This is a genomic window from Agrobacterium sp. lyk4-40-TYG-31, assembly GCF_030209855.1.
Classification (GTDB): domain Bacteria; phylum Pseudomonadota; class Alphaproteobacteria; order Rhizobiales; family Rhizobiaceae; genus Agrobacterium; species Agrobacterium vaccinii.
On record NZ_JARVRE010000016.1, the window covers coordinates 15,349 to 28,956 of the forward strand.

The following is a 13,608-nucleotide window of genomic DNA, read 5'->3' on the forward strand; positions in this document are numbered from 1 at the left end:
CGCGGTGAATATCAGCTTTCGCTTCGTCCACGCAAGCCCCGCACCTCGTTGCGAATGCTCTCTCCAATGAACCCCGGTATTCTTTCGGCTATTTCCTCGATCGTCCTTGCTGAGGTGGAGTTGAGCCAGACCGGAGACTTTTTCAAGAAATGAAATTGACGGTGGCCAATAATAAAATCAGCCATTGCATAGGCAAAACCAAATCTGGCGGTGGCGAACAAAATAAATGCTTCCAACGCCGGACGATCAAATTTACCGTCTGATCCGACCTGGCAGACACTCTTTCTCAAGCTCTCCACTTTTGCATTATCCAGAAGCAATACCGTCTCCGCTAGCGAGCGAAGTTCTGGAAGCGCCATTTGACTGACGATAACATCCAATTCGTCTAAGTTTGTCGTTGCACAGTGGCTATACCGGTGGCGCTTGACCCACTGCGTTAGCCCCAGCTCTCCTCTCACCACTGTCTGCTTCTTGTCATCCGTGATGTTCAGTTTGCGCCAGAATCTCAGAAAAGCCGGGTCGCTTAGAATTCGGGGGCCTATCGAAAGTGCGAACGACCCATAATGGAAGAGGTTGCTGTCTATGCTGTAGGGCCAATAGGAATGTACATCACGAAAAGACTCTACACCCCCGCGAGTTGACGTGGAACTGGCGCCGATAAAGTCCTCACTACGCTGGCGTACGGCGTCAAACCAGCTTGTTTTTTGAGGAATATACCAAGTGGAATCATTAAAGAGCCAAAGGCGTTTCCATCGGCTGATCCCTTTAGACAAGCTTAGTATGCCATCTCGATAGCCACCGAAATCATAACCTACATTTGGCCTTTCGATGAGCACCGAACAACGGTTTAAAATTTTCTTCTTTCCGTCACGGGTAAGAGGAAGGTTTGAGACGACGATAGGCGTAATTCCCGCATTGATAATTTCATCAAGCATATTGAGATGCGAGGGAAGGACGCCGGCGTCTGGATAGATAAGATAAAGCGCGACTTCATCCGTAATCTGAGCTTCGCCTTCAGTTGACCGTACTTCCTTGGATGTAATCAGGTCATATCGATAACGAAAATAACGGGACTTCAGTGGCCCCTCAACTTGGCGGAAGACCCGGATCAATTCGCGCTTTAGCTTCCAGAGCGCACCTGAATCCATAAATTTATTCCCGTCTTTACATTTGCCCATGCTTATACGTCACCGAGTCTGCCGGAGGTTATGTTATGGAAGTTACGTGGCCGCAGTTGTTTCGTCTAGTGGATAGCCGAGTTTCGTTGGTGCCCTCGGGCCACCATGTCTGTCGTTTTTTGGTATGGGCCGGCGATTACGTTAAGCGTCTAAGTTATCTGCCCTTCAATGAACTAAATACGTAGAGGTAATTATCTCCCTACTTTGTTGTCTTCTTAGGTGAAACACTTCTTGTCTCAGTGAACCGCCCCGGCTTTGCCGGAGACCGTTTGGTAAGTTATGCGGCCATAGCTGGTGCGTCCAGCATGGCGTAATACTGCTCTTCATCTTCGGCTGGTGGTATATTCCCGATTGGCTCAAGAATTCGTCGGTGGTTGAACCAGTCTACCCATTCCAAAGTGGCGAAGTCGACCGCTTCTAATTTCCTCCATGGCCCGCGCCGATGGAGGACCTCGGCCTTATAGAGACCGTTGATCGTTTCGGCGAGGGCGTTATCGTAACTATCGCCGACGCTTCCGACCGAGGGCTCGATGCCAGCTTCTGCCAACCGCTCGAAATACCGAATGGAGACGTAATGGACGCCCCTGTTCGAGTGATGCACGAGGCCACCGCCATGAGCGGGACGCCGATTATGAAGCCTACTCAAGGGCATCGAGTAAAACGCCAGCATGCGCGTCTGGCTCGCCCGCCATCCAACGATGCGACGAGCGAAGAGGTCGATGACAAAGGCTACGTAGACGAAGTCCTGCCAAGTCGCGACATAGGTAACGTCCGAAACCATAGCCTGTTCGGCGCAGGGGCTTTGAGATGGCGGTCAAGCGGGCTTGGAGCTGTCGTGTCCGAGAACGTCGTGCGGATCGGCTTTCCCCGAACGACACCTTGCAGGCTGATTGACCTCATAAGCCGGGCGATGGTGCAACGGGCCACGTCAAAGCCTTCACGCTTCAATTGCCGCCAGACCTTGCGAACGCCATAGACGCGGAAGTTCTGTTCGAAGACACGACGTATCTCGATCTTCAGGCCGATATCGCTACGAGCGCGGACCGACAGGCGATCCACATCCAGGCGCTTGGCGACGTTCTCGTAGTAGGTTGACGGGGCAATCGGCAATAGTCTGCAGATTGGCTCAACCCCGAACATGCCACGGTGTTCGTCGATGAACGAAATCATCGCTTGAATGGGCGGTCAAGCTTCCCCTTGCCCTATCGGCGAATTAATTCATTCGCCGATAGGGGCCATGGCGCAAAATTTCGTTGGCCTGACGAAGCTCGCGGTTCTCCCGCTCAAGAGCCTTCATCTTCTCGGCGACATCACTCGGCAGACCTGCTCGTTTGCCGCAATCGACCTCGGTCTTTTTGACCCATCGTGCAGGGTGGCTGGCGAGCAGCCAATCTTGGAAGCGATAGATGAAACGGCAGCCCAGCGTAATGAATGCTCAGCTTGGTGGTCCTACAGCATACGGATTGCGCGGCTGCGGACTTCAGGTGAAAACTTGTTTGTTGTCTTGCGCATGATGGCCCCACTTTCTCAGAAGTCGGAGCCCGAGGCAAACCCGGCGCGGTTCAAGCGGTACATTCTACAAGTCTCTGTGCGATCAGGCCCCTGCGTAAATGGATATCTTATTTCCAACTGAGGTGGTCTGCTGCAACGCAGCCATATGGCGCTCTATCATGACCAAAGCGTGCTTTCAGTTGATCGCAGCCCCAGCTGTTAAGGGGTTGAGGCATCATGCTGTTGATGTCCATGCCAGGCGTCTGAAACTGTGTTGGCGATGTGGTTACATACCAAAGCCAAAAGCCGCACAGGCCAACAACGATTAAGAGGAGCGTGATGACGAAAATTTGCAAGACGCTGCGGGGCGACATCGTCGTTTTCTGCGCCACGCTGTTGGGCACCTCGTCGATGGGTGGGTGACTTGCGAAAGGAATGAGGGCTGCGGCTCGCTCATCGTCCGTAAAAGCAACACGGTTGAGGCGGTCATCCAGAAGCACAGGAAGAGCTGTGGCTCCATGCCGCACAGCCATGCCCAAAAGCTTTCCATCTGCTGCACCTACGATCAATGGTTCTTCGCCTTTGGTAAAACGTGTGTAGGCGGATCGGCCAGTTTTGTCATCGGCGATCTTGTCGTTGTAGGTGACGGACAGAATATTGCTCTTGCGGTCGAAAGCAGCAATTTCCACCGGCACGGCTTGGAGCAATGCCGGCCGGGACAACTGGCTCTTGACCCTCAGAATGCGCAGCGCCAGAAAAATCATCCCGATACCCATTCCGCCCAAACCAAGAGTAAAGAGCGTGAGGGTTATGATCCGGTTCCATAGCTTTTCGAGACCAAGGCTTATCGTCGCCAACTCGGGATGGTCTGCCGAGACAACCAGTTCGGTTTCATAGTCTCCCGTGTGGAAGTCGATAAACATGACTTCGACCTTCGTGTCGTAGCTTTTGGCGTCGAAACTGTAGACAAGACGTGCTTTGCAGTCAGTTAGGATTGCCTTTCGTGTCGTGCATCGACCATCCCGGATATCACCGTCCTCCACTACCATCGGGTTCTGGCTGATGAGGAAATCTCGGTATACGCCTGGTCCTTCCCAGAAAAGAAGAAACGCCGTGAGTGCCAGAATGATGGGCGTTGACCAGATATAGGCGCCGGGGATTGAAATCACATTGCGAGACAACGAAAACGGGCGGTTTGGAAGATGAAGCGCTGGGGTCAATGTGATCTCTTTTCAAATAATATTTGCAGTATTCAGGAGGCAGAACGGGATGTTGCGAACGCATCAAGAAACGGGAGAGGGGGACCACCATTTGAACGCGATGCAGGTAGCGTAGCTTTCGTCGTCGATGGTCATAAATGCAACCGTTGCGTATCATTTTCGGAGCGCTTTCCAAGACAATGTGAGAGGGATCGCTACCGATGGCACGCGTGGGACGACGATGAGAGCCGTTATTGATGATGGGTTGAAATGCGGTGTCCCTTAGCGCCGGGCATGTCTTGCCGAGACTGGGCGCGCTATCCAAACGCGTTCGCCACCGCGTGAAGAGGAGACTTCGCAACGGCTATGTTCAAGTCCATAAGGACTGCAGAGCACCAGTGGATCCCTGTACAGGATCAGTGGCAGGCGTTGGAAGAGAACGGATCGTTTTAATCATCTCGTGTGTGGGAGCCTCGCGCTGAATGTCGGGTTCCTGACCGGGTGGATAAGCTCCAACGACCTGGAAGTCTGACGATCCGGTGAGCTTTCTGTGGCCGGTTCCGGCAGGGAGGATCAGGCAGTCACCCCGTGTTATTTCCAAGGTCGGTCCCTCTGGGCCACCGAGTTGTACCGCAGCGCGACCGCGTCCGACACCTAAGACCTCATGCGCTCCGCTATGGTAGTGATGGTAATCGAAAATCCCGTTTCGCCATGTGCCTGTCCATCCATTTTTCAGAAACAGACTTTCGAAACCAGCTTGGTCTATATCTGGATCAATCTGGCGATAGACGATGACTGGCAATCGCTCGTTGTTGGGGACCCAATCGCTTTTTGGTAGCCAGAAGTGCTCGATGTCCATATTCGTCTCCGGAGTTCCGTTGATCTGTCTCAATGTGGAAAAGATCACGATGACCGTGAGGTTCCGGTGGCGATTAGCTTGGCACCTATGAGTATCGGCTGGCATCGGTGATGCGGTTGGACCACAGACATTCTCAAACAGCAGGGCTCATTAAGTTTCACCCAGTCAGGGACTTGAAAAAATGCATGCGTCCGGCATTTCATGCATGATGAGCCTGGTCACGAATTTTATTGGCGAACTTATCCGCGATGCCAATCGGATAGAGCGCCTTGATGCGCTTCAAAAGCGGCAAATGCTTGAGCGCGCCGTCGCGACGATTGCAGACCTTCGAGAGGCTGTAGGTATATCCAAAGGGCCAGGGCGCGATATCGTACTCGATATTCATACAACGGCTCTGTCGGTCGAACGGGGCTGGCGAGACGACGATCAGGTTCGCGCTGCGTTTCTTTTGGCTGCAGGTATGATCCGCGACCTGCACATTGTACTTGATAGCGGCACAAAGATTTCCGTCGTTGCAAATCTTGACCTCTCTCTGTAACCGAGGTCGAACACCTACGCGACCTTCAAATCGACACTTGCTGTCGGTTGTCGGCAACATCAGTCAGTTATTGCGTAAGGCTAGCGCCGTGGAGAATGAGGTCGGTGATTTGATAAGGTGAGCAGCGGCTCGATGGGACAAATCTACAGCTGCTGTTCGGTGATCCAGGTCCCATGGCGATCAGTCGGTAAAGATGATGTCGTTGGCTATTAATGGCCTGGTAAGGCCACACCAGTGATTTGTTGCTTACTGGAGCCTTTGTGGTCTCGTGATTTGAAAATCATATGATAATAAGGGTTTGGCGATCCAGCCCGGGTCGCTGACAGGATGGCCGGCGTTCATGGTCGCTGGGGCGTCTTATCAATCGCAGCGGGATAGCTGATGCGCGTCTTTCTTGTTCGCCACGGTGAATCCCTTGGCAATCTCGACGAACGGGCTTACAGCCAGTTTGGCGATCACAATGTACCGTTGACGCAATGGGGATACCGCCAGGCTGCCGAGGCTGGGGCCGTGATCGCCACCTATCTCGCGGGGTTGGCGGAACCCGGATTGCGAAATCTTCGCGTGTGGTACTCACCGTTTCTGCGCACCCGGCAAAGCAAAGACGCTGTACTCGAGGCTTTACCGGTCGAACGCGTCGAAAAGGTACGTGAAGACTATTTATTGCGAGAGCAGGATTTTGGGCTCTTCACAGAAATCTACGATCACGTTGAGCGCGAGAAGAAGTTTCCTGACGAGTTCGAGAAATGGGCAAGACTGCGCAGCAACAGCGGTAAATTCTACGCCCGACCGCCCGATGGCGAGAGCCGCGCCGATGTCGCGCAGCGCATGCGGCTGTTCCTGCAGACGATCATGCATGAGGCCCGACAGGGCCACGATAACGTGGTGATTGTCGGCCACGGTGTTACAAACCGCGCATTTGAAATGAGTTTCCTGCAGCATCCGGTCGATTGGTTCGAACGATCCGTCAATCCGGGAAATGCCGACGTTACCCTCATCGAGGGAACGGGTGGTATGGGATATACTTCAACGCGGCTACATCAGGCGAAGGATCGTGAGCCCGGCCAAAACGAGCTGCGCCAAGCCTATGGCGCAGAGGTCACGATACGGCCCGAGCCACAGCCCTGAAATTCCCTGCGTACGAACGGGTAAAGACCGAATGATTTCTGGCAACCGAACGGGCTATCAGTCTGAGATTTCGTCTTTTTTCCAAGATTTTTTGTCCTGTTTCTCAGCCTTATACGTTTCGCGTTCAAACAAATGACCGGAATTGGCAAAACCAACTGAGCAAACAGTGGGAATAAGCTACTTTGCTTGTACATCGAGATTGGATACTCGAAGGACGTTGATTGCACCATAGGTTTGCATTGCAGGCGCAGCGCTTCTCGAACGCATCAACCTCGAAGCGTCAGTGGTAAAGATTGGCATTTGGTGGCCGCAATGCATCAAGCAAGGGTCAATGGCGTTCCGAAGCCTTTGCGTGGTTAATCATTCGCCGTCAAACTGAAGTCGATCTGTTTAGAAATTCCTGTTCGGCCTCAGTTCATTTACGTTACGTCTCTAATCGCAACCACTTTTGGGATTTTTCCGCCCTCCACCACGGCAACTTGGCGGGGGGATGGTTTCCCAAAAACCTGCGCATCTAACGCTTTTGTCAGCAGGGTTAGAACTGCCTCGTCAACGGCCCTATAGGATGTGGAGAACTCTGATCCCCTCTGATCGATGTCGGAATGCTGATCATAGATCATATGGAAAAAGTAGGTTGTTTTCAAAGGGGCTCTCCTAGACGGCCCCCAATCGCACAAGCCGGTAAATGTTCCACTAATGAAGATATTCCTAATATAGCATATGTACGATATCGTACAGACACGAGTACTAGACTACCACACTGCCGGTGTGTATTTTTACTTCATGGCAGACATATTCAATCGCGTGGACGAAGCCCTGTTGGCAAAAGTCGAACTGTTTGGTGACGATAATCTTTGGTCAGTGCGCGTGACCGAAGAAGGCGCGTCGGCTTTGTTCACTTTCCCTGAGAAAGACCGTGCTATTGAGTACGCAGAGACTCAAGTGCGGCGACTGGGTCTTTCAGAAATAACCTATTGTTGAGACGTTGGCGGATTAGAGATTCCTGATTGCCATGACAGTGCGGCTTTCCCCACCTTTCACGATGGCGATTTGATCGGGGAAGCCTTCGCCTGGAATGTCGTCGTTCAATCCAACAAGAATGGAAGCTATGGTTCGCTCGTGTGCCGCCTGTTTAGCAGACGAAATGTCTTGCCGCTGGCATCGATAACGAAGCGAACGTTGTGCCCAAGGTGATAAAAAAAGTCTGCACGGGGATAGGCAAACAATATACACCTTTGTCTGAGCCTGAACGTGTTTTCATCGTTCGATGAGGGCGCGTATTATCGGTTGCCGTTCATTCGGCTGCCAACATTTTGGCTCGAAGCAAATCATTTATTCTGTCCTGCCAGCCGGGGCCGTCTTCCTGAAAATACGCAAGAACATCACTATCGATCCTCAAAGACACAAGCTCTTTTGTATTAGGAATGGCACGTTTTTCCACGGCGGGTGCAGCCGCCTTTTTCGACGCTGCAAACAGCGCTTCGGCAGCCTCTCTGGGGTCTGATGGTCTGCGCGGTTTCATTACCATGATGGTGCGTCCTTGACGTCGGTGTTTTGTGAGGGCAAACGGCCTGATGCAAGCGTGGATCGTCTTAAAGTCCCAGGCTCGACAGAGGGATAGCTTGATAGTGTTTTAGGGCTATCCAGCCTGAATGTCGATTGGTGCGAGCGGATCTCCGATGGGCAGCATCGCATTGTAACGCTAGGCGCATTAACCTGCTTGCCGAGGTTGATCGACGGCTCGGCATTGCGAGTGGTGTATGCATGGGATACCTCATCTAGTGGTTCGAGTTTTCGTCCGCATCTCTACCGGCTCACTTCCGCGTGGAAACCAATATGCTGACAGCTTTTTTGCCGCAATTACCATTGCTGCGCATGCGCGAGTGCGCCTTGCCCGGCTTCCACGGCGTGCTAAGCTGCGTTCCATGTCTGACACCCTTCAACTTTATACCGACGGGTCCTTCGATGCCGCCTCCCGCTCGGGAGGCTGGGCGTTCGTGGTCATACACGGCGAGCTTCAAATACATTCCGCTGCAGGTGCCATGACAGGTACATCGAACAACACGTTCGAGGTCACGTCGGTCGTTCGTGCGGCATCATGGCTTGTGAATGAAGCTCCGCCGGTCACTGCAGTTATCTGGACGGACTCCGTCCATGTTGTAGAGGGCTGTAACCGATGGCGACATATTTGGCGCGGCAACGGCTGGAAACGAGTGAGAGCGAATTCCCATGAACGACGCCGCACGATCCCGGATGCAAAGCTATGGCAGGAACTCGATGATCTGCTAGGCCGGATTCCGCAGATCAGGATTCGTTTGTGCAAGGGGCATTCAGGAATCGAAGGAAACGAGATGGCGGATGCAGCGGCGCGGGCGGCTTTGAAAAGTGGTCGTCATCGACCAGTCGGACACGTTCCCAAGGCTTGCGTTCCGCTTTGTTAGGGCCGCGATGGCGTTACAAGGTTTTTGCAAATTCCTTATATTATGAAGCCCGTGGAGCAAATCGACCTTTTATATCATACTGCATTCGCGGAACTCGCGGAACAGACATTCGATGCTCAAATCGAGCAGACTTTTCGCCAGATGGTCGGTTAGTGTCCGTACCGGTCAAGGGACGCAAGTATTTGTATGTTGAGTGCCCGACGGATGAGGGTGAAAAACGCCGTTACGTAGGACCGGAGCTGACGAAGAGATCACGGCTCGCCATAGGGAAATAAAGGGCGACATCCGCGAGCGGAGGCGGCTGGTCGGTGTCCTTCTACGCAGCGGCGGCATGTCCGCCCCTGATTGGTTCGCGGGCGAGGTGACAAAAGTCTTCGCGAAAACAGGCCCTCTTCTGTCTCTGTGCTCTTCTGATCGGCTCTGTAGCATTCAGCTGTTATTCGGTCCGGCATTTGCCGGGTGCTTGTTTTACGCTTCTGGTGAAGTCGTTAGATGGGCGAGGTGGTCTGGCGTGCTCGTGCGGAGTTCGTTCTCGCGCAATTCAGCTTTTGCATCAACCACTTTTGGGTACGAAACCGATTCCGAATCCGAAAAGCCTGCCGATCTTCTCTAATGTTTCGAGCGTCGGGTTCCCTGTTCCTGTTTCGATCTCAGCGATTTGGCGCCGGGTAAGTGATAGCGTCCTGGCGAACTCTTCTTGCGTCATACCGAACCCTTTGCGGATTTCTAGCACAGCACTTGGCAGCCTTAAGTCCCCAGTGCGCGCGCGCTCCGCCAGTGTTCTCCGGTTCTCAAGGATTTCTTCTTTTGTGGGTTTTTTCCAACGAGCCATCACCTGTTCCCCGTCGTCACTGGCATGTGTCTAAAACACTGTCTGCGACTTCGATACAGCGTCCCATCGCACGCTCTAGAATCTCCGGAGATGCTCCCAGATCTTTTGCTATGGCAGGAACTTGGCGCAGTTGTTCGGCAAACTTGGCGAGCGCAGTTGCTAACACCTTCTGCTCGGCAGGATCAGGTGCTAATTCACCGCAAATGCTTCTCCAATCGGGACGATGATCGCGACCGCTTTCACGCATAGTCGCCCATCGAGTGGAGCGAACAATCCCCTCCCTGGCCAGCCGCATAGGGGCGAAATCGAAGAGTGGAGACAAACGTATCGTGCCCTCCTGGTGTTTGCTTAGCGCACTATTGCGGCCGTGATTATCAGGATTGCCAAGGGCTTGGTTTGCAATGTCGCGCTTCAAGTATTCAACTATGTCCGAGAAAGGATCAGCCGAATATCGACGTAGAACGTCGATGTAGGCCTCATGTGTGCCGATATGTCCGAAATCTGCCACGCCAATCGCTGAAACGAGACTCTCTTGCCCCAACCGCACAGTGCCACCGCCTTTTCTCTTTTTCCTGTCGAAACGGGGGATGATCAAGACGCCTTCGGCATAGGTCGAGGGTTCGTGGACATTAAGGCCGATCTCGCGAGCAATCCGCGAATAGAGAGCTTCTCCTTCGAGTATAAGGCGATCCACAGGTTCGTTGCTGCGCACCAGTTTGACGATGATATGGCGCACAGCCTCGTCATCCCCCACGAAGCTGTCAGGATAATAGAGCCCATTATCTGCCTGGGTCATTGAGACCTTCGGCCACTCGCCTTGCAAGCCACTGGAGCCTGAGGCGAGCATGCCGAAGCGGTCGGCTACTTCCATGAAGCGATCCGACCGTTCACGGATTTCCACTTCTGTTACCCCTTGGCGCTCAACACCGCGTAGCCGCTCTGTTTCTTCGTCTGACGCTTCTTTGATCCGAATATTGCCTATACCGCCTGTTGCCGATCGTAACAGCAGCGGGAGATCGGAGGCGCGCGAACCTTCAGCAAGGCTAAGGTGCTCCGCAAGCTTTCGCCTTGCATGCCCCTGCGGCATAAGATCCAGGAGGAAAGGCGGCCAGTTGCCGCTGTATCGATTTTCTAAATCAACAGGATAACAGACCGATAAGGCGTGATGGTCGCGGACGGTTTTTCCGGCCGCGAATTCCGCCGATGCCACATTGACGAAATAGTCGAGATCGTAATCGACAATAGACGCGCCCCGGAAGCCGGCCGCGTCGTCCTTAAGTTCTAGCGTTGCGGCATGGTGCCACGCGTCGTCAAAATGGGTTTGGAGCGTTAAGCGCATTAATTGACCCTCTTAGTGGTACAAGTAATGCGATTTATGCATTTATTCAACCCATTTCAATGGGTAAATAGCGCCTCATTCGGTAATGGAACGGCGATAAGGTAGTGCTTGTTCCGATTCGTCCCACGGAAGTTTCGTTCGTCGACGTTTCTTATCTCGACGGTTTCGACGGGCCGAATGGCGCGATAGGGCACGTTGAGCGAATGCAAACCTCACACCGGGCTTGGGGCTGGCACGGCTCGTGACGGTGAGCCCGACATAGTGTCATAGATTGCGATGTTCGAGCGATGCGTGCACCGCGCTGCCCCAAAGAACTTTTCTGATTTTCCACTGGTGAAGTGCTTGCTACGAGGGTTTTCAGATCCGACCAGAAAAACCAAATACGAAGGTGTGCGGTAATTGAACGACCCCTGTTTCCCTTCTAGCGTCTATTCTTAGGGCCCCGACGAGGACACCGCTTCATCATCTTTTCGATCGACGCGCTGTCTCCACCGAAGCGATCTAAAACCTCGATGGCTTTTGGCAAACTCAGCTCGTAGACTTCTTGGAGCATTTCGGCGTTGTATTGCTTGATCTCTGTCTGGCTCATGCAGCATTCTCCTTACCCCGATCAAATGCGATCGGTCGCCGACTGGTTCCAGTTGAGCCTCGTGCGAATTCTGACCTGTAAAATGTCTCGAATGTGGACATTTATACCCAGTCTGTCGCTGGCTTATAGGTGCGGCTTGGACCGCTAATCGGTGTTTGCAGGAGTTACCAGCGTTAAAGCCCGGCGTGCGCATTTGTCTTCAATATATTGGAACAAAAAAGGTCGGGGCAACTGCACCGACCTTCTGTCGCTTGTCATCATCTGTCGCCAGTACATCCGTGGTCAACATGCAAGCGGTGGCGCCGCCACGCCACTCAATGGATACGAACTGATTATGACGGATTTTGTTCCCCTTTTGAACTATGTCCACCGCCCTTGACCGTCATCTCGTCGTATCGCTGGTAATTTCGATTGCTGTTGCCTGATGTGGATGGGTGTTTATTTCATGCCCCATAACCTCTGCAAGGCACCCGGCGATCCCTCTACGGATCATTTGTTGGAGTAGCAAGCGCCCTGATTTTTCTCAGCATATCTTTCGTCGGAGCTGAGCGCTGTATGTCGACCTCCTGATCTGGAGGATATGCGCCTACGACGTGAAAGTCCGGCGATGCCTTCAACCGCTTGTGGCCTGTCCCGGCAGGCAGGACCGTAACGAGGCCGATGCCTTGATTGCCTCGACCGCGCTTGTTTACAACCTGACCGTTGTTACGCGGAACGTACGGGATTTCGATGGTACCGGTGCTATCATTGTTGATTCGTGGCAGGGATAATTTGAGAGACACACTGATGCACATCCCTCTACCATTTCTTATTCGATGGCGGCTGATATGAGCGGGTTGGTTTCATGTTCATAGGGCCTTATACTGTTGGACCGGTCGTTAAGCCGGCCCTAAACGCCGTTTATGATGTTGCAGATTCCTTTACGGACGATATTTTTATCGGTGACCTGTCCGGCTTGAATATTGAACACGGCGTCGATTCGAACTGCTGCACCTTTTTGCCTGGCAACAACCCGAAGCGTCTGGATCCTGCCGCTTCCGCTGGTTTCCTGATGGGCGTCAATTGATGACAAGGACTTATCGATCTTGATACCCGAGAAGCCTTCAGCGGCCACGGCCTGCGCGAGTTTTTGCAGGACAATAGGGGCTTTTGCTTTAGGCAACTCCTGCCACGACTTGTAAGACACGGCGGTCACCATTGGTAGGCCGGAAACGCTGAAGTTTTTCTCGCAGGATGCGGCAAGAGCTGGATTTGCAAAAGCTGTGAAGCTCAGTGCTGCAATGACATGTTTCATAGTGTGTGATCCGGTAATTGTTAAGATGGCGGTGTTGACGATCAGAGGTCCGACCGTTTGCCTCTGTAGTCGATAGGCGGCGGAAGAGCCTCATGTGCTTGTGCAAGCGTTTCGAGCCATTCGGCTAGACCGGCAGGGACGGCGTTGTTGCCCGCTTCAAGGGCCTCGATCCACGAAAGCTCGCATTGCAGGGCGGACGCAATATTGATCGGCGTCCAGCGAATGACTCGCAGACATTGATTAAAGCGCTCTGGCGACATGTTGATTTCGCTACCCCTGTCATTTTGAGCAGATGGTCTGCTAGCTGATTGTGATAGTCAATCCATTTCTGCAACCTTGAGGGACGTGAATCTGCACACATTTAGATATATTTTTTCATGAGATAGCATATCAATACATGTGAATCAATTATATATACTTGCCAATTGGAATGTTGTTTCACTCAAGTCAAGTGAGTGGGTGAAGGAAAATATATAATAATTATGCTGGTGATTCATATATTATATATAAGATTTCGATCGTATAGATTGGAAAGGCACATAAATCTTGACCTGCGGTTCAGCGGGGAATTTCCGGACGATTTAGTATGCGCAGACTAGCCGATTGTTTTATATAGCTTTTTGACTACTTTAGACAAAGGGAACGGAAAGCAAACAGGATGGATTTAGATGGTTTGAGTAGGGCGACAAGCTGACGTCTTGCAATCACAATAATAGTATC

The 13,608-nt window shown here is 52.5% G+C and carries 14 protein-coding genes, 2 pseudogenes and 1 other annotated feature; of the genes and pseudogenes, 5 read left to right on the top strand and 11 right to left on the bottom strand.

Annotated features, from left to right (window positions below; translation table 11 throughout):
• Positions 1–11 precede the first annotated feature (11 nt).
• The 4 genes and pseudogenes from QRN55_RS22335 to QRN55_RS22350 form a co-directional block, all read right to left on the bottom strand.
• A complete protein-coding gene (locus QRN55_RS22335) occupies positions 12–1,148 on the bottom strand; it encodes a rhamnan synthesis F family protein (protein WP_233136709.1) in 1,137 nt (378 codons plus the stop codon).
• Positions 1,149–1,455: 307 nt separating this feature from the next.
• Positions 1,456–2,582, bottom strand: a pseudogene (locus QRN55_RS22340) (IS3 family transposase).
• Positions 2,274–2,389: a sequence feature (AL1L pseudoknot), on the bottom strand. It overlaps the preceding pseudogene by 116 nt.
• A gap of 215 nt (positions 2,583–2,797) precedes the next feature.
• Positions 2,798–3,895: a hypothetical protein gene (locus QRN55_RS22345; protein ID WP_284778343.1), complete on the bottom strand. Its 1,098-nt coding sequence runs from the start codon at positions 3,893–3,895 to the stop codon at positions 2,798–2,800.
• 343 nt (positions 3,896–4,238) lie between these two features.
• Entirely contained in the window at positions 4,239–4,727 is a 489-nt protein-coding gene (locus QRN55_RS22350; RefSeq protein ID WP_233136707.1) for a cupin, read from the bottom strand.
• Between the two features lie 181 nt (positions 4,728–4,908).
• Between QRN55_RS22350 and QRN55_RS22355 the strand changes: the two genes are divergently transcribed.
• A complete protein-coding gene (locus QRN55_RS22355; RefSeq protein WP_350225199.1) occupies positions 4,909–5,265 on the top strand; it encodes a hypothetical protein in 357 nt (118 codons plus the stop codon).
• Positions 5,266–5,646: 381 nt separating this feature from the next.
• Complete coding sequence (locus QRN55_RS22360) at positions 5,647–6,393, top strand: histidine phosphatase family protein (protein ID WP_233123581.1); 747 nt, start codon at positions 5,647–5,649, stop codon at positions 6,391–6,393.
• Positions 6,394–6,812: 419 nt separating this feature from the next.
• Here the strand turns inward: QRN55_RS22360 and QRN55_RS22365 are convergent, their stop codons facing one another.
• Positions 6,813–7,037: a hypothetical protein gene (locus QRN55_RS22365; RefSeq protein ID WP_162694709.1), complete on the bottom strand. Its 225-nt coding sequence runs from the start codon at positions 7,035–7,037 to the stop codon at positions 6,813–6,815.
• Between the two features lie 76 nt (positions 7,038–7,113).
• Between QRN55_RS22365 and QRN55_RS22370 the strand changes: the two genes are divergently transcribed.
• Entirely contained in the window at positions 7,114–7,374 is a 261-nt protein-coding gene (locus tag QRN55_RS22370; protein WP_233123580.1) for a hypothetical protein, read from the top strand.
• A 313-nt stretch (positions 7,375–7,687) separates the two neighbouring features.
• Here QRN55_RS22370 and QRN55_RS22375 read toward each other — a convergent pair whose 3' ends face one another.
• Entirely contained in the window at positions 7,688–7,921 is a 234-nt protein-coding gene (locus QRN55_RS22375) for a BrnA antitoxin family protein (RefSeq protein ID WP_233123579.1), read from the bottom strand.
• Between the two features lie 397 nt (positions 7,922–8,318).
• Here QRN55_RS22375 and QRN55_RS22380 point away from each other — a divergent pair, with 397 nt between their 5' ends.
• Positions 8,319–8,834 carry an RNase H family protein gene (locus tag QRN55_RS22380; RefSeq protein WP_233136705.1) on the top strand — a complete coding sequence of 172 codons (516 nt, stop codon included), beginning with the start codon at positions 8,319–8,321 and terminating at the stop codon, positions 8,832–8,834.
• Positions 8,835–9,387: 553 nt separating this feature from the next.
• On the opposite strand, the gene QRN55_RS22385 is transcribed toward QRN55_RS22380, so the two are convergent.
• The 3 genes from QRN55_RS22385 to QRN55_RS22395 form a co-directional block, all read right to left on the bottom strand.
• Complete coding sequence (locus tag QRN55_RS22385) at positions 9,388–9,666, bottom strand: helix-turn-helix transcriptional regulator (RefSeq protein ID WP_111840549.1); 279 nt, start codon at positions 9,664–9,666, stop codon at positions 9,388–9,390.
• 16 nt (positions 9,667–9,682) lie between these two features.
• Positions 9,683–11,005 (bottom strand): type II toxin-antitoxin system HipA family toxin, encoded by a 1,323-nt coding sequence (locus QRN55_RS22390; protein ID WP_233136704.1) that lies wholly within the window; start codon positions 11,003–11,005, stop codon positions 9,683–9,685.
• A gap of 421 nt (positions 11,006–11,426) precedes the next feature.
• The gene (locus QRN55_RS22395; RefSeq protein WP_233123576.1) at positions 11,427–11,594 is read right to left on the bottom strand and encodes a hypothetical protein; all 168 of its coding nucleotides are present in this window, start codon (positions 11,592–11,594) and stop codon (positions 11,427–11,429) included.
• 647 nt (positions 11,595–12,241) lie between these two features.
• Between QRN55_RS22395 and QRN55_RS22400 the strand changes: the two are divergent.
• Positions 12,242–12,364, top strand: a pseudogene (locus QRN55_RS22400) (VapC toxin family PIN domain ribonuclease); the annotation flags it as partial.
• A 119-nt stretch (positions 12,365–12,483) separates the two neighbouring features.
• Here QRN55_RS22400 and QRN55_RS22405 read toward each other — a convergent pair.
• Entirely contained in the window at positions 12,484–12,888 is a 405-nt protein-coding gene (locus tag QRN55_RS22405; RefSeq protein WP_233123575.1) for a hypothetical protein, read from the bottom strand.
• Between the two features lie 41 nt (positions 12,889–12,929).
• Positions 12,930–13,148 carry a hypothetical protein gene (locus QRN55_RS22410; RefSeq protein WP_113090081.1) on the bottom strand — a complete coding sequence of 73 codons (219 nt, stop codon included), beginning with the start codon at positions 13,146–13,148 and terminating at the stop codon, positions 12,930–12,932.
• Between the last annotated feature and the right edge of the window lie 460 nt (positions 13,149–13,608).